Here is a 20,162-nt window from a genome sequence, read left to right on the forward strand (position 1 = left end):
GTTCAGGCGCTGGCCAGGGATTTACGGGGAAGCAGTTTCGGCAGCAACCAGGGCAACACCAGCAAAAGGACCGCTGCGATCCACAGGCCGATGGAAATACCGGACTGCCAGAGGATGCCCATGTCACCGCCGCTGATCGACAGCGCCCGACGCAGGTTGTCTTCCATCAGACCACCCAGCACATACCCCAGGATCACCGGCGCCAGCGAGAAGCCCAGTTTGCGCAGCAGGTACCCGAAGATACCGATCACCAACATCAGGTAGATGGCCATCAGATCCGAGTGGAGCTGATAGACACCCACGAAAGCCAGGATGGCAATCGCCGGCACCAGCACCCAGCGCGGGATGGTCAGCACCTTGGCAAACAGGCCCGCCAGCGGCAGGTTCAGTGCCAGCAGCACAATGTTGCCGATATACAGCGACGCAATCAGGCCGCCGGCCACTTCCGGCCGCTCGGTGAACAGCATGGGGCCTGGCGTGATGTTGTAGAGCATCAACGCACCCAGCAGCACCGCGGTGGTCCCGGAGCCGGGGATGCCCAGTGTCAGCATCGGCACGAACGAACCCGCCGCCGAGGCATTGTTACCTGCTTCCGGCGCCGCCAGGCCCCGCATGTTACCGGTGCCGAAGGTGTTGTCCTTGTCGGAAATGCGCTTCTCGGTGGTGTAGGTCACGGCGCCGGCCACGGAGGCCCCGGTTCCCGGCAGCACACCGACGATGAAGCCGATAATTCCACTGCGGATCATGGCCCACTTGCAGGAAAGCACTTCTTTCAGGCTGACCATCACCCGACCGACCGGCGGCATTTCGTCGCTCGCATCGGAACGGTTGGCGTGTTCCAGCATCAGCAGGATTTCGCTGATGGCGAACAGGCCGATGATCATCACCACAAAATCGATGCCGTCGTACAGCTCGGCCATACCGAAGGTGTAGCGCATGACCCCGGTACCGGAGTCGACGCCGATCATGGCGATCATCACGCCAAGCACCGCACCAATGCCGGTCTTGATCGGGTCTTTGCCCATCATCACCGCCATGGAAGAAAACGCGAAGACCATCAGCGCAAAGAACTCGGCCGGACCGAACATGACCGCCACTTCCGCCAGCATCGGCGCAAACAGCGTGAGCCCGATAATAGCGATGGTGGCTCCGACAAAGGAACTGACCGCCGACAACCCCAGCGCCGGACCTGCCAACCCCTTCTTGGCCAGCGGATGGCCGTCGAGCGTGGTCATCACCGCACCGGCGTCACCGGGCACATTGAGCAGGATGCTCGACATGCGACCGCCGTATTCGGCACCGGTGTAGACACCGGCCAGCAGGATCAACGCGGATTCCGCCGGAAGCCCCAGCGTGTAGGCCAGCGGCATCAGGATGGCGATACCGTTGATCGGGCCAATGCCCGGCAAGGCGCCAAACAGGGTACCAAGCAATGCACCGAGGAAAGCGAGCCCCAGATTCAGGGGCGTCAACGCAACATCAAAACCGTGAATCAGAAAATCGAACATGCCAGGCACCTCAGTTGAAATCGGGCAGCCATTGGCCGCCTGGCAGGGAAATCCCCAGCCCCAGCGTGAACAGGTAATAGCTGCCCAGTGCCATCAGCACGGCCGCCAGCAACGCCTTCGGCCAACTCGCCTCAAACAGTCGTGCCAGGGACAGCACCGCGAGGAAGGTCGTAACCAGATAACCCAGGCGGGTGAAGAGAAGGGCGTAAACCAGCAGGACGAGCAGCACCGCCGCCAGCTTCAGGGCGACTAGCTTGTCCGGCCATTCGCCATCCTCTCCGGGTCGGAAGATCAGCACCAGCGACAAGGCCGTCAGCACCACCGACAGCAGGATAGGGAACGCCTTGGGTCCCACCGGCTCGTAGCTGAACGTGACCTGAAACTGGGTTGCCTTGAAGGCGGCGAAAGCCGCCAGACCGATCAAGGCGATTCCCAGAACACGGTCGGCGGCGAGTTTCATTGTGTCAGCCCAACTTCTTTCGCAAGTTGCTTGAACTGGGCGACCTGCTTCTTCACGTAACTGTCGAAGTCGTCACCGAAACGGGCCATCGGGAACAGGCCGCGGGCCTCGCGCAGCTTCGCAAACTGCTCGTTGTCGGCCAGCTTCTCCAGGCGCGTTTCCCAGGTGTTGTAAGCCTTGTCGCTCACGTCCGGGCCCATGTAGTAACCGCGCCAGATCGGCCATTCCACGTCGTAACCCTGTTCAGCTGCGGTGGGGATATCCGCATAGGGTCCGCCGACGCGTTCCTCGGACAGCGCGGCCAGCACACGGATTTTGCCGCCTTCCAGGTGCGGACGTAGCTCGGACAGATCGCCGGTGAACACTTCGATGTGGTTCCCCAGCAGGGCCGCGAGCGATTCCCCGCCGCCTTCGAACGCCACATAGCGCAGCTTGCGCGGTGAGACGCCGGCCGCCTTGGCGGTCAGGGCCGCTTTCATCCAGTCCTGGCTACCGACGGTGCCGCCGGCGCCGAAGACGATCTGGTTCGGACGTTTCTTCAGGTCTTGCATCAGGTCGCCAAGGGTCTGCCAGGGCGCATCCGCCTTGACCACAATGGCGCCGTAATCCACGCCCAACGCGCCCAGCCAACGGACTTCGCTGGCGTCGTACTGGCCAAATTTGCCCAGCGCCAGGTTGACGGCCGCGCCGGTACTGGCTGCCACAATCAGGTTAGGATCATCGTTACGCACGCCGTTAATGTGGTTGTACGCGACCGCGCCGATACCACCAGGCATGTAGGTGACCATCATCGGCTTGTCGATCAGGCCGGTCTCCTGCAGGCCATTGGCGGCCAGTCGGCAGGTCAGGTCATAACCGCCGCCGGGCTTGGCGGGGGCGATGCACTCGGTGCTGTCGGATTGAGCGTGAGCATTGCCGGCCATCAGGGCAGCGCCCATAACGAGCGGAGCAGACCAGCGAAGGAATGCGGAGTTGAATTTCATGTTGGACTCCTGTTGTATTTGTTTTCCGCAGGGGCATCAGGACGCGTCCCCTGCCGTTCATCGTGTCGATGACCCGAGCCATTCTAGGGACGCAACCTGTCATCAACCTGTCAGGTGGCTGTCGTCGTCATCCCACCGCCGCGAGACCCAAACCGATGCGCCTGCTTATCGTCGAAGATGATCCGTTGATCGCCGATTCCCTGACCCAGGGCCTGGGGCCGCTGGGCAATACCGTGGAAGTGTTCACGGTGTTGAGCGAAGCACGGGCCGCCATGGCGCATAGCCACTTCGATCTGGTGGTACTCGATCTTGGCCTGCCCGATGGCAACGGCCTCATCCTGTTGGCGGAAATCCGCAAGCGCGGCGACGCCACGCCGGTGCTGATCCTCACCGCCCGGGATGGCGTGGCCGAGCGGGTCCAGGGGCTGGATCTGGGCGCCGACGACTACCTCACCAAGCCTTTCTCCCTGCCCGAACTCCAGGCGCGGGTTCGCGCCCTGCTCCGGCGCAGCCAGCAGCGCACCGATAACCGCCTGCAGTACGGTCCGCTGAGCTTCGATCCCACATCTGGAGAGGTCACGCTGCACGGCGAACGGCTGGATCTGCCGCCTCGGGAGCTGGGCCTGATGGAAGGCCTGCTGCTGCACGCCGGTCGCATTGCGCCCCGGGAGCAACTGATCGACCGCCTGTTCGGCTTCGGAGAGGCCGGCCCCAATGCCCTGGATCTTTACATCAGCCGACTGCGCAAACGCCTCCAGGGCAGCGGGCTGAAAATCCGCACACTTCGGGGTTTGGGGTATCGGTTGGAGGATGATCCGGCGTGATCGTCGTTGACGGCACCCTCAAGCGACGCCTGGGCGCCTGGCTGCTGGCCGCTGTCGGCGTGCTGGGCACCTTCCTGCTGGTGGAGGCGTACACCAGCGCCCAGCGCGCCGCCGATCGGGCCTTCGACAGCCAACTGGAAGCCGCCAGTCTCACCATTGCCGAAGCGATCCAGTGGCAGGATGGCCAACCGGTGGTGGAAATCCCGGCGGCTGCCTTCCAGATTCTCGCCACCGACCAGCAGGAACGGGTGTTCTACACCCTTCTCGATACCGGCGGCCGCGAAGTCACCGGCAACCTCGATGGCGTGGTCACCGACGCTCTACGGGAAGCCGCCCATACGGAGCCCGTCTGGCGCTTCGTGGATTATCACGGCACACCGATTCGGCTCTACGGTCGCGAACTGAAATCCGCCGGTTGGGACGCGGTGGAGCCGGTCCAGATCTGGGTCGGCCACACGCTTTCCGGTCGCGACGCCCTGGCCCGGGACCTGTTCGTGCGCGCCCTCACCCGCTTCCTGGCCATGGTGATCCTGACCGGCCTGTTGATGTGGCTGGCCATCCGCACGGCCCTGCGTCCGGTACGTCGGCTGCGTCAGCTCATCCGCCAGCGGGATGCGGACGATATCAGCCCTCTGGATGCGAAGGTGCCCGGCGAACTCTACGACATGGCTGAAACGCTCAACGCCCTGTTCGAACGCCAGCGCGAGGGCCGCGACGCCCTGTTACGCTTCACCGCCGATGCCAGCCACCAACTCAAGACGCCGCTCGCCGGGCTGCAAAGCACCAGCGAACTGGCCCTGCAGAGCACCCGGCCGGACGATTGGCGCCGAGCCTTGCAAACGGTTCACGACAGCTCGGCGCGCACCAGTCGCCTGGCCGCCCAACTGTTGAGTCTGGCGCGACTGCGCCATGCCGATGAAGGCTCGCCCGGCCGAATCGATCTGGCCGCGGTGTTGCGGGATACGGTGATGGAATGGGCGGAGCGGGACGATGCCCAACACCACGATCTGGGTCTCGCACCGCTCCCCGACAGCCCTGCAGATATCCAGGGCGAGCCCTGGTCGCTACGGGAAATGATCGGCAACCTGATCGACAATGCGTTGCGATATACACCGGCCGGCAGCGAGATTACCCTGAGTCTGGATCGGGAGACCGATGCTGTCACCCTGACCATCGAAGACAACGGCCCCGGCGTCAGCCGGGATCTGCTGGACCGCCTGCATCAACCCTTTGAACGGGGTGGCCGACAGGACACCGAGGGCTCCGGCCTGGGCCTGGCTATCGTCGACTCCATTGCCCACCGTCACCAGGCCACACTCACCGTCCACAGTACACCGGGCCATGGGCTTCGGGTATGCGTCCGATTTCCCCTGCTGACCGAGGAGGCCCGGCCATGAGGCGCGCATTTATTATCTCGCTGTTGCTGATTTGCCAGATGCCTTCCATGCTGATGGCTCAGGCGCGAACGCCCCTGCATGTCGTGGCCGCATTGGACCTACAGGTCGTGGAACCGCTGCTGGATAAATTTCGGCAGGCGCACCCCGACATTGATCTCCAATATGAGGACAATTCCACCCTCAACGTGGACGAGCAGGCCCGGGAAGCCAAACTGGCTCCGGATGTGGTGATCAGTTCCGCCATGCCCTGGCAGATGGCCCGGGTCAACGAGGGCCTGGCCCAGCGCCTGGACAGCGAGGCCGCCCGCAAGTGGCCGAAGTGGGCCAAATGGCGCGATGAGGTTTTCGGCTTTACATTCGAACCCATCGTCACCGTCTACCGCCTGGAACTGGCGCGCCACATGATGCCGCCCAGCACCCACGCCGACCTTCATACCTTGCTCAAGACCCACCAGGATCTGCTCAAAGGACGCGTCACCACCTATTCCCCGTCCGGCAGTGGCGTTGGCTATACGCTGTTCCAGCAGGACGCCCGCTACTCGCCGCGCTTCTGGGACCTGGTGGCCGCCATGGGTGCGGCCGACGTGAGTTTGGAGAACAACACCCGGGATATGCTCAAGGGCCTGACGGAGGGCACCTACTGGGTGGGCTACAACTTGCTGGGCTCCTACGCCATGCACTGGGCCCGCAGCCATCCGGACATCATCGTGCAGATCCCACAGGATTATTCACTGGTGATGATGCGCATGGCCTTTATCCACCGGGATGCCCCTCACCCGGCGGCCGCCCGGACGTTCATGAATTTTCTGCTGAGCGAAGCGGGCCAGAAAACCCTGGCGGGCAGCACACCGTTGTTCAGCGTCCTGCCCGACGTGATCGGTCCCTACACCGCACAGCGCCTGCGCGACCAGGTTGGCGACCAGCTCTACCCGATCCCGATCAACGCCTCGCTCCTGGCGTTCGTCGATCCGATGCGGCGGGCTGCGTTCATGAAGCGGTGGAATCGGGAAATCCAGATCCTGACCCCGTGATCTACAGCATCGGCACGGCCGGTGCCTGGGCATGCATCAGCAGGGCAATCCCCAATACCGCAATCACAAGGCCGCCACACAGTGCCAATCCTTGCCCCAGCAGCGCCTGCCTCTGCGGCGGAGCACGCTTTGCCAACCGGCCTGCCTGGCGCCGGGCCAACACCGTAAAAGCCGCCAGCGCGGATGTGGTTAGCGCCGTACCGACGGACATTGCCAGCACCGCCGCCACGCCGATCCACCAGTGACCCAGCATGACGGCGACACCCAGGATCATGATCGCGCCGCTGCAGGGACGCAAGCCAATGGAGAAGATGACGCCCAGGCTCTCTCGCCAGTCGTGGCCGACCTGGCCCGGGTGGACGTGATGATCCCGACCGCAGTGGCAATCGGGGCCATGGTCAGAGACGTCGACCGCAACGGGATGGAACGCCGTCGACGCGCCTGATCCGGACAACGTCACCACAGGGGTTAACGGTTGTAAGGGTGAGGCCATCATCGGTTCGGCCGTCGATGATTTCAGCAGCCGGCGTACTCGCAACAGCGCCCGCAGGCTGAGCCAGCCGCCCAGCAAGGCCACTAGCCCATAGCTGATCCGTTCCATAATGACCGTGTCGGCCATGGCGTGTCGCGTGAGCATCCCCAGCCCAATCACCAGAACCCCCACCAGCACAATCGCCACGATGCCCTGCAGAAACGCGGCCGCGACCGTCAGACGAATTCCCCGCATCAGCTCCGCGCGGTGGACCAGGAGGTAGGTCGAGATCACCGCCTTGCCGTGGCCCGGTCCCACGGCATGAAAGACGCCGTAGCCCAGACTCAGCCCCACCAGTGTCAGCAACGTACCGGGGTCGGTGTGCTGGGAGAACTGCATCATGTTCAGCGACAGCCCCCGCTGCAGGGTACGCTGCCATTCCAGCATCTGGCCGAGCAGCCACAGACCGGCCGCCTCGCCGCTGGGCGTCAACGCGACAAGCACCAGCACAAGAACGGGGAGTAGTACAATCAGCAGGCTTAGTCGGCGGGACATTTCAGCTTTCCGGTGTCGGCGAACAGTTTCCCCATGCCATCCGGCGCCTGGCCGGTGACATCAATCGCGGCCGCCTTGGCCACCAGTTTGGGATCGGGTTTGAAGTGGACAATGTGGGTCGTGCAGCCTTCCGGCGCACCGCTCATCGTCAACGGCTGGTCGATCTCGTTGTCGTAGAGGAATTCGATGAAGTACGTCGGATCGTAGATCTTCCAGCTGAGGCGATCGCCCTCCGGCTTCTGGGGTGTGGCCAGTGGCAACACGAACATGAACTCAACGCGCTGGCCACTCAGGAGCGCGGTGTATTCCGTCACCTGGCCCAGCTCAAGTTCCTTCCCGTTCCGGTAGACATGGGAAAGATAGTGCTGCTTGCCAATATTCTTCACGATCTGGCTGCCCAACGCGTCGAGCTGCTGTTGCTGTTGCTGCTGCCCGGCCCCGCCATCCCGCTTCATCTCCTCCATCAGCGTCAGGCTGTACATCGGGTCCAATTTCCAGCGTTGCTGGAGCGCTGAAACCCGCCCCTGGCTATCGAACAACACGCGGACGGTGTAATCCACCCAACCATGAGGATGGGCGCTGGCCGTGGATGCCGTCACCAGCCACAGGAGCAATAACGGCAATGAGATGAAAGCAGGGTGACGCCTGCTAAAGCACAGGGGGATTCGCGACATGGATGCGTAACCGGGTTGGTTGACTGAGCCGCCCGGCGAGCTCACGGACGACAGCCGAATTATGCAACATTATAACGTTCCGATTCCATACACCAGACGCTCTCTATCCATTCCGGCCAGCGCCCCGATCAATGACGGTTGCTATTCGGGCCGACGCCCCACACCATGATCAGCGCAAACACATCCACACCCCATCGACTCACGAGCAAGGATGTTCCCATGAATAGAACCGCGATCACCCTGTCGGCATGCGTCCTGACGTTGGCTTATTTCGCTCCAGCCCAGGCCAACGACAACCCGCTTTGCGCCGCCAAGGAAGCCGATATCCAGCAGCAGATGGACACCGCCCGCCAGCAGGGCAACAGCCACCGCGTGGACGGTCTGCAGGAAGCACTGGATGGCCTGCGGTCAAACTGCACCGATGACAAGCTGCTGTCCGATGCGGAAGACAACCTGCAGGAAAGCATGGAGGAAGTGAAAGAGCGCCGCGAGGAACTGAACGAAGCGGTCCAGGATGGCGACATGGACAAGGTCGAGAAGCGCCGGAAAAAACTGGATGAGGCGACCGATGAGCTGGAAGCCCACACCCGCGAACTCAATGCCTTGCGGAAAGATCGTCACTGACCGGAAGCATCCGCCGGAGTGAGCGGATTGGCGAGCCCTCTCATTGCGCACTAATCTTTAATCAGGTGCGTTCGATCAACAAGGAGGGCGGACCGATGAGCTCACCCGTCAATGGCCATTACAAATCCCCTGAGCAGGCCAAAAACGTCTGGGAAGACCTGATCGCCTCGGGCATCCCGCGGGATAACATCTACATCGATGAAGATAACCAGGTGATTAAAGTGCTGATCCCGGAGACTGAGCGCCGGGAAATTCAGGAGATTTTTGATCGCCACAAGCTGTCCTGACTTTGCGTCAGCACCGAATTCGGCATCCAGGGTCAGAGGCGCATTCCCATGTGCGGCTACATCCGACGCGTGACCGACTGTCCGGAAATTCAGGATCTGCTGGAGGAAATCGGTCTCGGCGAGCTGGCTGACCGGTATCAGCCCACCGAGCAGGCCATCGAGCATTATTACCCGGCCTTCGGCGGCGATCCGGAGCGGAAAATCCGGGGCCTGATTGTCCCGGACGAAGGCAGTGCGACGCCCGTTGATGCCACCTGGTGGTATGACTGCACGCCCGCCGGCGACACGTTGCGCGTCGGTGAGCGCACGACCTTCAATGCCCGGAACCTGGATTCACCCTACTGGCGGGGCGCCCTGCTCCATCGCCGGGCGTTGGTGGTGGCCACCGGGTTGGGTGAAACCAAAGAGATCGACGGCGTCAAACAGCACTTCCTGATCGAGGGCGAGTTACCGTTCCTGCTCGGCGCGCTCTATCAGCACTTCGACAACGGCTGCTACAGCTGCGCCGTGATGACCCGGGATATCCATCCTCGTTTCGCGCCCTATCACGATAAGGCTTTTCCCTGCTTCATTCCGGCAGACAAGGCTTTCGTGGACGCCTGGCTCTACGACATCCACACTCTCCCCAAGCCCGTGGTCAGCTATCTGGAACATCCGAGGATTGTCGTGCCGCTGCAGGTCAGTCCGGTTAAAACCTTCCGCAGTGGGGAGACTGCGAAGGATCCGGTGTACTTGCCGCCGGATCCCTGAGGTGGGAGGCGGGTTTTACCCCTGGCCTTTTTCAATCAGGCGGGTGAGATCGCCTTTCAGCGCCACGTCCGGATCGCTCTGAAGCAGCATGAAAGCCGGGTTGCCCTGGCTGTCGAAGGCCAGGACGGCGGACGTATGCGTGACGGTGTAGTTGCCGTCCTTGTCTGGCTCGTCGTAGCTATAGGCAATGCGGTAGCGGTTGGTCACGTCCTCAAGCTCGGATTTGTCACCGACCATGCCGATAAACTCGGGCCCGAAAGCCGACGTGTAGGTGGCCATGGACTGGGGCGTGTCCCGGGCGGGGTCTACGGAGACGAACAACACCTGCAGCTTGTCGCGCAGATCCTTATCCAGCGAGTTGGTGACCTTCGCCAGTCTCGCCAGCGTCGTCGGGCAGACATCCGGACAGTGAGTGTAGCCAAAGAACAGCAGCGTGGCCTTGCCCTCTGTCTCGTAATCCTCCTCCGTGACCGTCTTGCCGTCTTCGTTGACCAACTTGAAGTCCAGCGGTGGCATGATCTCGGAGATATCCGTCGTCCGCCAGTCCTCACCGGTGCAGCCTGTCAGGAATAGTGCGATGAGCGACGGAAGAATAAAACGCTTGAGCATAACGGTTCCGATGGGTCCGGTGAGCAAAAACAGGGTTTACATATCCGCCGGTGAGACGACCTTGAAGTTCACCGGGACATCCCGCTGGCCTTCGACCTTCAGCATGACCGTAACCTTATCGCCATACTGCAGGAGCGCCGAGCGTTTCATGAACATCAGATGATAGCCGGACGGCGCAAACTCGAAGTCCTCGCCCGGCGCCACGTCGATCTCCGGCACGGCGTGCATTTCGGCCATGCCGTCCTTCTCCATGCTCATGTGCATCATCACCTTCTTGTACGCCCCGGTATGGGCGCCCACCAGCTTGATCGGCTCGTCTGTGCCGTTGTGAAGCTTGAAGTAGCCCGCCGCAGGTACATCGCCCGGCAGCAATCTCAGGCGTGCGTCAGAGACCTCAATCTTGCCGTCCGCAAACGCGAGCCCGCTGGAGAGAACAAACAACGAGATACCCAAAGCCAGAGAGCTGAGGAGATTGCGCATGGAAGACTCCTTGAGTCGAAAATTCGGAAGGTGGGCTAAAGCGCCCCAGCGAACTGAACCCTAGCGAGTTTGGTGCCGAATGCAAAGAAGGTGCGACATTTTGTCCGGGCAATTGCCCCAAACAAAAAAGACGCAGGTCAGCGTCAGATCGTGTCGCAAAGCGTAGCGAGTCCGCAGTTGGACTCAAACTTCCGCGACTGGGCGTCGAGAATGACTTTCTTGTTGATCGCGTCGTAGTAGAACGACGAATAGCCCTTATCGCTGTCGGCCTCGCGATATATGCCGCACACGCCGAAGCCATTCTGGACTCGCTCCAGATTGGCCAACTCCACCGGCCCCTTGGCGTGAACCGCCTCGGCAACGGTGTGCTGAATCACCTTATCTTCCTGCCGCTCCGAATAGGCTTGTGAGCCAAAAATAATACCGCCCAAGCCCCCGAAGACCATCAGCGGGAGCAGGAAGATGAGAAGAAATGCGCGTCGTGATTTCATGGCACACAGTTTATTCCCGAGCTCCGAACGGGGCAATAAGGGTGAGTCATTATGACGCTGTCTCCCTGGCACCGGGCATGACCTGGGCCACCCGACGCTTGATCGCCTCCCGGCCCACTCCCGACGGCGCAAACCACAACGGCCGGGAGTGGTGAGGATTTACTCAGAACACGTTCGAATCGAACAGGTAGCGTTTCTTCTGATGGGCCGTCCAGTTGTCATTCGGATACCGAGGTCGCTCAATCGCCCGCTGCGGCTGAACGCTGGTCCCTGCCGCCTTTTGACCCAGGCCGGCTGCCGTCGGCGCCATGTCCTGGTTGATGGTCTCGATCGGTCCGACCGATCTGACACGATCCGTCTGGCCCTCCGCGAAGCCCAAAACGGGCATCAGGGCCAACAAGGTAGCGGGTAGAAGGGAATATCTGAGTCGCGTGGTCATGATGGCACCTCCATGGCAATTCCAAGGTTGTCCGTCGACACGCTCTCCACCGGGATGAGCGCCTGAAGTTAGACCACCAGTGCCCACGGCGATTGCCGGCGAAACCTTAAACTTTGAGCACGTTTTGGTCTATAAATAGTGGCAACGGTTCAATGGCTCTGAGGCACGCCTCCCACGCGAGGCCAAGCCTGCAGAGACAACGGCAAGTCCCGAATCCTGTCAGGGAGACAACGCTTTTGAACATGGAAACCTGGTCCCTGTTTGTGGGCACCGTCCTGCTCCTGATGAGCACACCGGGGCCGAGCCAGCTGCTGATTCTGTCCAACACCCTGTCATCGGGGTTTCCACGCTCAACGATGACGGCGGCCGGCGATCTCACCGCCAATTTAATCCAGATGGTGGTGGCAACCGCCGGGCTGGCGTTTCTGATCAAGAACAACGCAGGGCTGATCATCACGATCAAATGGGTGGGCGTGGTGTACCTGTTCTATCTGGGAACCATGGCCCTGATCAGGCAGACGTCCTTGCAGATAAACCCCCATCGACCCAAGGAGATTCGCAGCAAGTCGTCGCTGTACCTGCAGGGATTCATGGTCTCTGCGATTAACCCGAAGGCCGTGATCTTCTTTGCCGCCTTCTTTCCGCAGTTTATCGACAGTTCAGATCCGGTGATCCCCCAGTTTGTGGCGTTGAGCGCAACCTACCTGATACTCGACGGCCTATTCCTGCTGACCTACGCCCTGTTGGCGTCACGGCTCGCAGAGTGGCTGACCACGGATCACGTCCTGCTTCGCAAAGGTCCTGGCGCGCTGCTTATTGCCGTGGCCCTCGGGCTTGCGATGAAGACGGTCTAGTTCCGGGTCTGGCCGTAAGCTTCGTTTATCAGGGCTTGGGCACGGCGATCTCACTCGGCTCCGAAAGCAATGCACCAATCCCCGGTCGGGAGACATGCCCCACTCGATACTTGTGCCGCCCGGCGGCCAACTCCGGCCCCTCATCCGCCCACAGCCGAAATCGAACCACGGACCAGGCGGTTGGGTCGTAGGCGACTACAGCGGCAAGAGCGCCGGATTGCTGCATATCCGCTCGTGCGCAGTCCGTTTCCCTCTCTCGCAATGCCGTCAGGTCGGTGAACGGCTCAACTGCAATGGTTTCCCGAGTAGCCGAAATGGCACGCCCCAGATCCTCGGTTGCCAACGCCTGCCAAACCGACCAGGTGCTGACGACGGGCCACCCGAAAGCCCGGGTGAGTCCGGCAAAACCTTCGGAGCCCAGGAACCCATTCATGCCGTCGCAGTTTTGCCAGACATAGAACGGCGCATAGGCGTTCTCAGAGCTGGCGATAACGCCATCGGCCCGATCGGCATAGAGATAGGCCTTGAACACCAGATTGGGGAACGCATCCAACAGGTGGCCTTTGCTGGCAATGCGATGACGGATGATGTCCATATCGTAGTCTGCCGGCAACGTGAAACGATACTGCATGGCGATCATGACGACACCTCCGGCGCAGTATCGATCATCGACATCCGCTCGCCACCGAACGACCAATCCTCGCTCTCTGTCGTGCTGATCACCACCATCACATCTTCGGGATCGATACCGGGCGCTTGCGCCAGTAACGCGACGACCCGTTGATAGAAGGTTTGTTTGGTCTGACGGGTCCGGGGCTTGCCAGCGGTCATGTGAATCAAAACGAAATCGGCAGATCGGGGCCCGCCGAGATAGTGGCGGTTGTAGATCAGTTCTTCCGGGTCGTGCTGGTGAATGACCTGGAAACGGTCATCCCGCGGCACCCTGAACGTCTCTGCCAGCGCGCGATGCACACTGTCAGCCAGGGCGGCGAGATCGTCGGGCGAGCGCCCTTTGATCAATGAGATGCGTACAAACGGCATGGCACCTACTCCTCTGACCGGGATGACAGTTTGCGAAGAGCGCCCACGGCCGAGGCCGCCACCGGCCAACCACCATAGAACGCCAGCTGGGTAACCAGTTCAGCCAGTTCGCTGTGGCTCACCCCGTTCTCCAACGCCCGCTCCAGGTGGAAAGGCAACTGCTCCGAACGGTCGAGGACGATCAGCGCGGACACCGTTGCGATACTGCGCTCGCGCTTGCCGAGAGCATCACGGCACCAGACGTCAGCAAAGAGCAGATCATCAGTGATCTCCGCCAGCTTGGGGGCAACGTCGCCAAACGCCTGCCGGGCAATACCGGGTGAAAGGCTCATATCCCATCTCCATGTGAAGGCTTGACCCCACCTACGTTAGCGGCGCACATTAATACGGTAAATTGGAAAGTTTTTAACTGATCGTCCGCTTTTTCGGGATAATTCCATGCGCCGCGTTACTTTCGATCTGGATGTGCTGAGAACCTACGTGCTGGGCATTGAGCTGGGCAGTTTCGCCCGCGCCGCCGATCGGCTCGGGCGATCCACCTCAGCGGTAAGCTCGCAGCTCAAGAAACTGGAAGACCAGGCCGGCACGCCGTTGCTGCACAAGGCCGGCCGGGGCCTGGCCATGACGGAAGCCGGAGAGACCCTACTCGGCTACGCACGCCGCATGCTGGAACTGAACGATGAAGCCGCTGCGGCCATCCGCGGCGCCGAACTGGAAGGTTGGGTGCGACTGGGTCTGCAAGAAGACTTCGGCGAGGGCTTGCTGCAGGAAGTGCTCGGGCAGTTCGCCCGCGCTCACCCGAAAGTTCGGGTCGAAGTGCGCATTGCCCGCAATGCGGAGTTGCTGGAGCGGGTGACCTCCGGCCGGCTGGACCTGGCACTGGCCTGGGCGGGCAACCAGGACACGCCGCATACCGAAAGGCTGGGCGAGGTGCCCCTGTGCTGGATCGGCGCGGCGGATCGGGATATCCCCTTTCCGACCGGTGAACCCTGGCCACTGGTCGCCCTGGAAGCTCCCTGCCTGTTACGAACCGCGGCTACCAACGCGTTGGACAGTGCGGGCATTCCCTGGCGGGTCGCCATCACCAGCCCGAGTCTGGCTGGCATCTGGGCGGGTGTCTCCGCGGGCCTGGGCGTTACCGTCCGCACGCCGATCGGCTTGCCGCCCGGGCTGCGGCTTATGAATGCAGACGAATTGGGAATGCCTCAACTCCCTCACCTGCCGCTGATGCTGCACCGGTCAGACGATGTGCTTGCCGGTGCCGCTGCACGGCTTGCGGAGATTCTTCGTGCAGAGGTAATGACATTGATTACGGCCGATGCCGTGCCGCGAACCAAGGCTTCGCCATTGGCTTATTCTTGAAATGAGCGGCTTCGTTGACCGGCTTTTATCCAGACTCGCGGCGCGATCAACAACCCCGGGTCAACTCACATACCGAACATGCTGGCGCATCAGGTTGGACCGATAGGGCGTGGTCAGACTCCGTACCTTCGACATCATCTCGCTTTCTTTTTGCTTCCAGGTTTCGTCGTCCATATCCCGCCAATAGCGGGCCGGGCGCCCTGTCTGGCGATCGTGTTCGGCGGTGACGGGATCCTTCGAGCGGAACTCCTCCCATAACGGGATATCGGGCAACGGTCGGCTGGTGTCCATGAAGTTCTGGAACATGTCCCACAGCGCGAAGCACTCCTCACCCGTGGTCTTCCCGATCAGGTTGCCGATGGGGAGCAGGATGGGACGGTAGCGGTGGACGAGGTAGAGGGTATGCACCACCTGGCCGGGAGGGATCATTTCGTTGGTGAGGTACGCGTCGAACTCATAGAACGGTGCCTGCTCTTCTTCGGATGAGCCCTTCCTGTCGTGGCGATAGGCCGTTACGAGACCGGTACGGCGATTTAGTTCCCACTTGGGTCCTTTGGAGGGCCTAATTATCCAGCCCGGGATAGCTTTGAACAAAAACCAAGGTATTTTATTCAAAAGCAATGGTACAAAAATTAATCCCATGACTAGTGGGATCGTCTCATTGATGACACGGCCCCATTCATCAGAATCAAATGCAGTCAATGCAACTAGATATAAAATCAAAAATAGCGGCGTCAGGAACTTAAAGAAGAATCCTCCAAGACTTTCTGCAAACAGCAGCAAACGCGTTCTAAAAGCTGGCATGGCGTGACGATATTTCTCATTGTCAATACGCTGATGAAATTCAACGTTTTCAAAGCCTTTAGGTTTTTTCTCGATTTTCCTCAGCACATCTGGACTAAAGCGATTTCTAAAAGATAGTGGCGCCACTTCCTCTGTGCGCCCCCACGGCAAGCGCATGTCGAACTTCCGGTTAAACCAGGAGCGCCCTGGATCGGCGACCTGGCGCTTCTGTTCCGGAATCCGGTCCGAGCGATAAGCATGGGGGCCATAGTAGTTTTCAGTCATTGTTTCAGCATCCGACATCAGGCTGAACCGGGTTTGGCAAAGCCATTAACCCAGAAGAGTTGATCATCTTCGGTGAAATCCGGCTTGGTGAATTCATCATTTTTAGGATCGTACCGGGTCGTGTCCTTCGGTGATGGTGCCGGAAAGGCAAACGGCTTTCCTTTCAGTGTCACCTGATACTGAACCTTGGCCTGCCATTCATAGCGCAACTCTTGCTCGCCCGCAGGCAGGCCCAGAAATGTCCGGGACTCTCGATGTGAGTCCGGCCTTCGGACCAGCATTACGTACCCGGTTGCCGTGGGCTGCTTCAGGATAATGTGGTCCTGCTCCTCGCCGTCTGGAACCGGCTTCGATGAAACGAGGCCATAATCCCGACCCAGGTTGAACACCTTACATAATAGTTGGGCCTTACAAAGTGCTTGTATGCCTTCAGGAGCACTCAGTAGTCCAGGCAGGTTACTGTCAGCACGGATAATATGAGTAGCCTCTTGAATCGCTTCGAGACCCGCGGCATTAAGCGATTTGACGGCCGCCTGCTGAGCTGGTGCGGTTAGCGGTATCGACCTATATACCAAGCGCAGGTTCATCAACTGGCCCAAGAGCCGATAGTAGGCCTCAGCGGCGTTATCATCCCCTTGCAAATGAGGCAAGCCATCGTGATCGCCGAAGGGACCGTTGCGTAGCCAGTTCTCAATAGGCTCGTCTTGCAACACCCATATCAACGCTGTGCCTGCGAGCAATAATCCCAGGCCAATCCAGCCCAGGGGCCCCATCCCTAAAAGGGTGGCCTGAGCGGGAATGATTGCAGCCATGGTCATGACAACACCGCTCACCGTTGTCACACCGTAGCCCCAGGCTGCGGGATCACCCGTTTCGAGCGCGTAAAGAGTGTCAGATAAACTGATACCGGTGACGGCTACCCCTCCAATTGCACCAAGAAACATTCGACTCGTGATGGCTTTGACACCAAGGGCTTCGGCCAAAGATTTAGCCACTCCACCATTGAACTCGCGTCCAAGTACAGCTCCAACTTTTTCCTTCACCAAGTCGTTGGCAAACCGTTCCGTCATCAATGTTGCCGCAACTACCGCGTTATATCCTGAGCCAAATATCCCGGAGACTGCTCGCACTGCCCCCCTTTCACGTTTGATACTGTCGGCAGACGAATAAGCATTCCAAACATTAACCACCTCAATCCCCAACACCACCATCGGCAGTACCGGCGTATTCAACAACCGGTAAAGCCGACTGTTCTCAGCCTGGTCCAGCTGTGATCGGTTGTTCTCAATGGCCTGTTCCGTCGCCTTGATGGCGGCCGCGACGGAGGTAGTGCGCGCACCCAGACTTTCCAGTTCGTCGGTAATGCCGTTAAAGCGTCGCTGGGCGGCTTCCAGCCTGTCCTGGGCGCTGGCCGTGTTGGTCGTGCCCTGCTCGACTGCCTTGCGGGCCAGGATCAGTTCGTTCTGGGCCTGACTCAGGCGGCTGAGGGCCTGGGTGGCAGGACGGTCCCGCTCCAGTATCCAGGCCAGCATCTTCTTCGCCTTGGCCGTCGACGGCGTTACCCGCTCGCCTTCGGCGGAGAGATCCTCCAGACCCAACACGTACTTACCCTGTTCGATGGCGTCGCTCAGGGGCATCAGCCGTAATCCCGGCAGCAGGGTCGGCATGGACTGGCGGACGGCTTCCAGCGGATGACTCATCATGGCCAGACGGCGGGCCATGAAGCGCTGGTTCAGGGCTTCCTGAGTCTGGCCGAGGCGAAGTTCCGCTTCCGCCCGCGTTCGTTCCAGTTGCTGGTGGGCTTCACGGGACTCCTTCAGCACCGCCAGATACTCTTCTTCACTGGTTTTCAGGGCAGCCTGGGCCTTTTGTTCATAGCGCCGGGTCAGTTCCGCCTGTTGCCGGTTAAGTTGACGGTACTCGGCCCGGAGCTGCTTGAGTTCACCGTCGTTATTCTCCAGGGCCGTCAGTGCGCTGCGGATGGCGCTGTGCAGCTCGTTGTGGGCAGCGTTCAGAGCCTTGGTACCCTGGGCCATGCCGGCAAACAACAGGTGGGTCAGGCCACCGGCCTGGATCTCCGCAGCCAGCCGGAATCCTTCCAGCGTCTGGATGTCGGACAGGTCCTCCGGCAGGTTAAGGGTTTCCAGCCGGGCCAGCGCCGGTCCCCGAAACACCCCGTCACCGGGATTGTCCGGCATTGACTCGGGCGACTCATAGGCCGTTTGCTGCTGGGACACATCGGCCTGGGGCCAAAGCATGCGGGCCAACGAAACCACGCCCTGGCTCTGGCTAACGGCTTCGTGCTCGGTACACAGGCTGCACAGCCATTGCTTGCCCTTGGAGTCGCCGCCGGGCAGCCCTTGTTGGGGATGCAGTGGATCCTGCTTGATCGAGGGTTCCAGCACCAGACTGACCAATCGCCCGGCAAAGCGGAATGCGGCAGCGTAGTCAAAGCCTTCGCTGCTGAACAGGTCGCCCAGCACTTGCTGATAGGGTTGCCGACGCAGGCAGAGCAACAATTCATCCTGGGCCTTGTCCAGATACTCACGCCCCAGCTCCCGCTCCTGGGTCATCAGCGTCCGCTCAATCCGCTCTAGACCGGGTGATGGCAAGGCTGAGACATAATGATGGAGCGGGTTGCTCTCACCGTCGAATTGCGACGGCAGAATCAGTTGGTTCACCAACTGAGCGCTTTCCAGTTGGGGGTGCTGCCGGGCCCGCTCGCTGCACAGGGCCAGCAACTCTCGTGCGGTTTCCACACGATGCGCCTGATGGCGGATTTCGTAGAGACGGTCGTCGATCTTAAGACCGCAGACGCCCCGCTTGCGCAGGGGCTCGATGGCATCGGCAGCCGCCGCTTGAGCCTGCCAGTCCTCCGATGAGAAGAATCGGGTTTTCTGGCGCTCGCTGCTCTCATCGACCGCCTGCTGGATACTGAGCGCCAGCGCCCCGGGTTCAGGCTTTTCATAATCCTGCAGCGGCTCGGTTCGTTCGCCGGCTTCATACTGCTCAAACAGGTCCCGGGCCATATCGTAGGCCTTGGACGGATAGGTTCCCGCCACGTTTTCGAGGAAAAACCAGGGGCGTTCAAACTGCCATTCCAGGGCCGGCTGGCGCGGGCGCTGGGCCGCCACCTTGTCGAGATAGAACACCGGTCGATCAGCGGGCCCCACATCGATCATGGCACCGTCGGCAGGGGTGTCATGCGGCTTCATTTGACTGATTTGCTGACAGCGATCGTAGCGAAGACTGAAATCGGTTTGCAGCCGGTTAATGCGAGCCGCCGGCAAGGGAGATTCGGAAAAGGCCACCTCCAGCTCAATGTCGGTACTGTCCAATCGCATCGGTACCCAGACATCCGTCAGGGCCTTGCCTACGGGAATACGCCTGTCTTCGGTCACCCGGCCGTTGACGTCCCGATAGTCGTCCAGGCGGACGTCCTGGAAGCAGAGATTGCCCTCCTCCCAGGTTATGTGCAGTTCCCGCCAAAGCCGGGCGTCCCGAAACACATAGAAATAGCCAGGGCGACTCAACACCGGCCAAGTCGGCGACTTTCCACCGATATCGCGCCCCTTCACCCAATCGAAAGGCACGACCGGCAGAAGGATGTGCTGCTGCCCGGCCTTGCGGTCCTGCCACTGGCTTTCCTCAGCCGTCTCCAACAACGGTAGTTGAATGGGCCGCCCATCGTCCGTGTCCACTTCAAGCATCAGCCTGCTGTCGGCTTGCCCCTGCCAGGGCCAGATGTGAAGCGTGGACGAGCGATTGTTCAGCCCGGCGTGTTTGCGCTCGCCATCGGGATAGCGTGGGTTCTCGTTCCCTGTGCCTTCTGGCCCAGCCTTCTCATAAACGACGAGTTTCTGGTGCGGACCGTGGCCTTCACCGTGGACTTCCACGATGAAATCGTGCCACATGCAGGGCGGATGATGACCGAGGGAGCTTTGTTCGCGAGGATGCTTGGCCGTCAGGCGGCCACAGGGACAGGAGAACGACGAAGGCGATACGCCATTCGCCGACGAGTTGGACTGCGCCATCCGTGGATACTCCTTGTACTGACATTCCGGGAGTCTGAACGGGAGCATCCTGCTCCCGGTTATTACGTGAACGCATCCTAGCGCATCGGTTGAACAACGTCATCCGATGGCTTTATGTAGGCAAGGTCGGGCCTTCTCAGAATCTGGAATCATTCCCGATAAGTTGAAAGCGAGTAAAAAAATCTTTGGCGGTTTTCCGCGGCTTACCAACCGGGTTGA

At 60.6% G+C, this 20,162-nt stretch carries 22 protein-coding genes; 8 read left to right on the forward strand and 14 right to left on the reverse strand.

Going from position 1 to position 20,162, the window contains the following annotated elements; all coding sequences use genetic code 11:
• Positions 1-2: 2 nt before the first annotated feature.
• From EB809_RS18335 to EB809_RS18345, 3 genes are read right to left on the reverse strand one after another with little or no spacing between them, the layout of a single operon-like run.
• Entirely contained in the window at positions 3-1,508 is a 1,506-nt protein-coding gene (locus tag EB809_RS18335) for a tripartite tricarboxylate transporter permease (RefSeq protein ID WP_123636297.1), read from the reverse strand.
• Between the two features lie 10 nt (positions 1,509-1,518).
• Entirely contained in the window at positions 1,519-1,968 is a 450-nt protein-coding gene (locus tag EB809_RS18340; protein ID WP_123636298.1) for a tripartite tricarboxylate transporter TctB family protein, read from the reverse strand.
• Positions 1,965-2,951 (reverse strand): Bug family tripartite tricarboxylate transporter substrate binding protein, encoded by a 987-nt coding sequence (locus EB809_RS18345; RefSeq protein ID WP_123636299.1) that lies wholly within the window; start codon positions 2,949-2,951, stop codon positions 1,965-1,967. The genes EB809_RS18340 and EB809_RS18345 overlap by 4 nt, the downstream gene beginning before the upstream one ends.
• Before the next feature lie 155 nt (positions 2,952-3,106).
• Between EB809_RS18345 and EB809_RS18350 the strand changes: the two genes are divergently transcribed.
• From EB809_RS18350 to EB809_RS18360, 3 genes are read left to right on the forward strand one after another with little or no spacing between them, the layout of a single operon-like run.
• Positions 3,107-3,775 (forward strand): response regulator transcription factor, encoded by a 669-nt coding sequence (locus EB809_RS18350; protein ID WP_123636300.1) that lies wholly within the window; start codon positions 3,107-3,109, stop codon positions 3,773-3,775.
• Entirely contained in the window at positions 3,772-5,172 is a 1,401-nt protein-coding gene (locus EB809_RS18355) for a sensor histidine kinase (RefSeq protein ID WP_123636301.1), read from the forward strand. The genes EB809_RS18350 and EB809_RS18355 overlap by 4 nt, the downstream gene beginning before the upstream one ends.
• Positions 5,169-6,203 carry an ABC transporter substrate-binding protein gene (locus EB809_RS18360; RefSeq protein WP_123636302.1) on the forward strand — a complete coding sequence of 345 codons (1,035 nt, stop codon included), beginning with the start codon at positions 5,169-5,171 and terminating at the stop codon, positions 6,201-6,203. Before EB809_RS18355 ends, EB809_RS18360 begins: the two co-directional genes overlap by 4 nt.
• Position 6,204: 1 nt before the next feature.
• Here the strand turns inward: EB809_RS18360 and EB809_RS18365 are convergent, their stop codons facing one another.
• Positions 6,205-7,230, reverse strand: coding sequence for a nickel/cobalt transporter (locus tag EB809_RS18365; protein ID WP_123636303.1), 1,026 nt, complete (start codon positions 7,228-7,230; stop codon positions 6,205-6,207).
• Positions 7,215-7,829 (reverse strand): DUF1007 family protein, encoded by a 615-nt coding sequence (locus tag EB809_RS18370; RefSeq protein WP_263317009.1) that lies wholly within the window; start codon positions 7,827-7,829, stop codon positions 7,215-7,217. Before EB809_RS18370 ends, EB809_RS18365 begins: the two co-directional genes overlap by 16 nt.
• A gap of 294 nt (positions 7,830-8,123) precedes the next feature.
• Between EB809_RS18370 and EB809_RS18375 the strand changes: the two genes are divergently transcribed.
• From EB809_RS18375 to EB809_RS18385, 3 genes are all read left to right on the forward strand, one after another.
• Entirely contained in the window at positions 8,124-8,528 is a 405-nt protein-coding gene (locus tag EB809_RS18375) for a DUF1090 domain-containing protein (protein ID WP_190294960.1), read from the forward strand.
• Between the two features lie 95 nt (positions 8,529-8,623).
• Entirely contained in the window at positions 8,624-8,815 is a 192-nt protein-coding gene (locus EB809_RS18380) for a hypothetical protein (RefSeq protein ID WP_123636306.1), read from the forward strand.
• A 48-nt stretch (positions 8,816-8,863) separates the two neighbouring features.
• The gene (locus EB809_RS18385; protein WP_123636307.1) at positions 8,864-9,565 is read left to right on the forward strand and encodes an SOS response-associated peptidase family protein; all 702 of its coding nucleotides are present in this window, start codon (positions 8,864-8,866) and stop codon (positions 9,563-9,565) included.
• Positions 9,566-9,580: 15 nt separating this feature from the next.
• Here the strand turns inward: EB809_RS18385 and EB809_RS18390 are convergent, their stop codons facing one another.
• The 4 genes from EB809_RS18390 to EB809_RS18405 all read right to left on the reverse strand — a co-directional run bounded on the left by EB809_RS18390 (position 9,581) and on the right by EB809_RS18405 (position 11,584).
• Positions 9,581-10,174 carry an SCO family protein gene (locus tag EB809_RS18390; RefSeq protein WP_123636308.1) on the reverse strand — a complete coding sequence of 198 codons (594 nt, stop codon included), beginning with the start codon at positions 10,172-10,174 and terminating at the stop codon, positions 9,581-9,583.
• Between the two features lie 36 nt (positions 10,175-10,210).
• Positions 10,211-10,654: a copper chaperone PCu(A)C gene (locus tag EB809_RS18395; protein ID WP_123636309.1), complete on the reverse strand. Its 444-nt coding sequence runs from the start codon at positions 10,652-10,654 to the stop codon at positions 10,211-10,213.
• 143 nt (positions 10,655-10,797) lie between these two features.
• Positions 10,798-11,145, reverse strand: a complete 348-nt coding sequence (locus EB809_RS18400) for a hypothetical protein (protein WP_123636310.1) — start codon at positions 11,143-11,145, stop codon at positions 10,798-10,800.
• A gap of 163 nt (positions 11,146-11,308) precedes the next feature.
• Complete coding sequence (locus EB809_RS18405; protein WP_123636311.1) at positions 11,309-11,584, reverse strand: hypothetical protein; 276 nt, start codon at positions 11,582-11,584, stop codon at positions 11,309-11,311.
• A 242-nt stretch (positions 11,585-11,826) separates the two neighbouring features.
• Between EB809_RS18405 and EB809_RS18410 the strand changes: the two genes are divergently transcribed.
• Positions 11,827-12,438, forward strand: coding sequence for a LysE family translocator (locus tag EB809_RS18410; protein ID WP_223808033.1), 612 nt, complete (start codon positions 11,827-11,829; stop codon positions 12,436-12,438).
• Between the two features lie 28 nt (positions 12,439-12,466).
• Here the strand turns inward: EB809_RS18410 and EB809_RS18415 are convergent, their stop codons facing one another.
• The 3 genes from EB809_RS18415 to EB809_RS18425 are packed head-to-tail and all read right to left on the reverse strand — an operon-like array spanning position 12,467 to position 13,811.
• Positions 12,467-13,078, reverse strand: a complete 612-nt coding sequence (locus tag EB809_RS18415; RefSeq protein ID WP_123636313.1) for a DUF4865 family protein — start codon at positions 13,076-13,078, stop codon at positions 12,467-12,469.
• Entirely contained in the window at positions 13,075-13,479 is a 405-nt protein-coding gene (locus EB809_RS18420) for a tautomerase family protein (RefSeq protein ID WP_123636314.1), read from the reverse strand. Before EB809_RS18420 ends, EB809_RS18415 begins: the two co-directional genes overlap by 4 nt.
• A 5-nt stretch (positions 13,480-13,484) precedes the next feature.
• Positions 13,485-13,811, reverse strand: a complete 327-nt coding sequence (locus tag EB809_RS18425) for a carboxymuconolactone decarboxylase family protein (RefSeq protein ID WP_123636315.1) — start codon at positions 13,809-13,811, stop codon at positions 13,485-13,487.
• Positions 13,812-13,917: 106 nt separating this feature from the next.
• Between EB809_RS18425 and EB809_RS18430 the strand changes: the two genes are divergently transcribed.
• A complete protein-coding gene (locus EB809_RS18430) occupies positions 13,918-14,841 on the forward strand; it encodes a LysR substrate-binding domain-containing protein (RefSeq protein WP_123636316.1) in 924 nt (307 codons plus the stop codon).
• Positions 14,842-14,901: 60 nt separating this feature from the next.
• Here EB809_RS18430 and EB809_RS18435 read toward each other — a convergent pair whose 3' ends face one another.
• Positions 14,902-15,909 carry a hypothetical protein gene (locus EB809_RS18435; protein ID WP_123636317.1) on the reverse strand — a complete coding sequence of 336 codons (1,008 nt, stop codon included), beginning with the start codon at positions 15,907-15,909 and terminating at the stop codon, positions 14,902-14,904.
• 17 nt (positions 15,910-15,926) lie between these two features.
• Positions 15,927-19,943, reverse strand: coding sequence for an ABC transporter permease (locus EB809_RS18440; RefSeq protein ID WP_223808034.1), 4,017 nt, complete (start codon positions 19,941-19,943; stop codon positions 15,927-15,929).
• Between the last annotated feature and the right edge of the window lie 219 nt (positions 19,944-20,162).

It is taken from the genome of Marinobacter sp. R17 (assembly GCF_003789045.1).
GTDB classification, from domain to species: Bacteria; Pseudomonadota; Gammaproteobacteria; order Pseudomonadales; family Oleiphilaceae; genus Marinobacter_A; species Marinobacter_A mangrovi.

Coding starts and splice junctions, on each gene's coding strand:
- EB809_RS18335 (WP_123636297.1), bottom strand. CDS start 1,508: ATGTTCGATTTTCTGATTCACGGTTTTGATGTTGCGTTGACGCCCCTG.
- EB809_RS18340 (WP_123636298.1), bottom strand. CDS start 1,968: ATGAAACTCGCCGCCGACCGTGTTCTGGGAATCGCCTTGATCGGTCTG.
- EB809_RS18345 (WP_123636299.1), bottom strand. CDS start 2,951: ATGAAATTCAACTCCGCATTCCTTCGCTGGTCTGCTCCGCTCGTTATG.
- EB809_RS18350 (WP_123636300.1), top strand. CDS start 3,107: ATGCGCCTGCTTATCGTCGAAGATGATCCGTTGATCGCCGATTCCCTG.
- EB809_RS18360 (WP_123636302.1), top strand. CDS start 5,169: ATGAGGCGCGCATTTATTATCTCGCTGTTGCTGATTTGCCAGATGCCT.
- EB809_RS18365 (WP_123636303.1), bottom strand. CDS start 7,230: ATGTCCCGCCGACTAAGCCTGCTGATTGTACTACTCCCCGTTCTTGTG.
- EB809_RS18375 (WP_190294960.1), top strand. CDS start 8,124: ATGAATAGAACCGCGATCACCCTGTCGGCATGCGTCCTGACGTTGGCT.
- EB809_RS18380 (WP_123636306.1), top strand. CDS start 8,624: ATGAGCTCACCCGTCAATGGCCATTACAAATCCCCTGAGCAGGCCAAA.
- EB809_RS18385 (WP_123636307.1), top strand. CDS start 8,864: ATGTGCGGCTACATCCGACGCGTGACCGACTGTCCGGAAATTCAGGAT.
- EB809_RS18390 (WP_123636308.1), bottom strand. CDS start 10,174: ATGCTCAAGCGTTTTATTCTTCCGTCGCTCATCGCACTATTCCTGACA.
- EB809_RS18395 (WP_123636309.1), bottom strand. CDS start 10,654: ATGCGCAATCTCCTCAGCTCTCTGGCTTTGGGTATCTCGTTGTTTGTT.
- EB809_RS18400 (WP_123636310.1), bottom strand. CDS start 11,145: ATGAAATCACGACGCGCATTTCTTCTCATCTTCCTGCTCCCGCTGATG.
- EB809_RS18405 (WP_123636311.1), bottom strand. CDS start 11,584: ATGACCACGCGACTCAGATATTCCCTTCTACCCGCTACCTTGTTGGCC.
- EB809_RS18410 (WP_223808033.1), top strand. CDS start 11,827: ATGGAAACCTGGTCCCTGTTTGTGGGCACCGTCCTGCTCCTGATGAGC.
- EB809_RS18415 (WP_123636313.1), bottom strand. CDS start 13,078: ATGATCGCCATGCAGTATCGTTTCACGTTGCCGGCAGACTACGATATG.
- EB809_RS18420 (WP_123636314.1), bottom strand. CDS start 13,479: ATGCCGTTTGTACGCATCTCATTGATCAAAGGGCGCTCGCCCGACGAT.
- EB809_RS18425 (WP_123636315.1), bottom strand. CDS start 13,811: ATGAGCCTTTCACCCGGTATTGCCCGGCAGGCGTTTGGCGACGTTGCC.
- EB809_RS18430 (WP_123636316.1), top strand. CDS start 13,918: ATGCGCCGCGTTACTTTCGATCTGGATGTGCTGAGAACCTACGTGCTG.
- EB809_RS18435 (WP_123636317.1), bottom strand. CDS start 15,909: ATGACTGAAAACTACTATGGCCCCCATGCTTATCGCTCGGACCGGATT.
- EB809_RS18440 (WP_223808034.1), bottom strand. CDS start 19,943: ATGGCGCAGTCCAACTCGTCGGCGAATGGCGTATCGCCTTCGTCGTTC.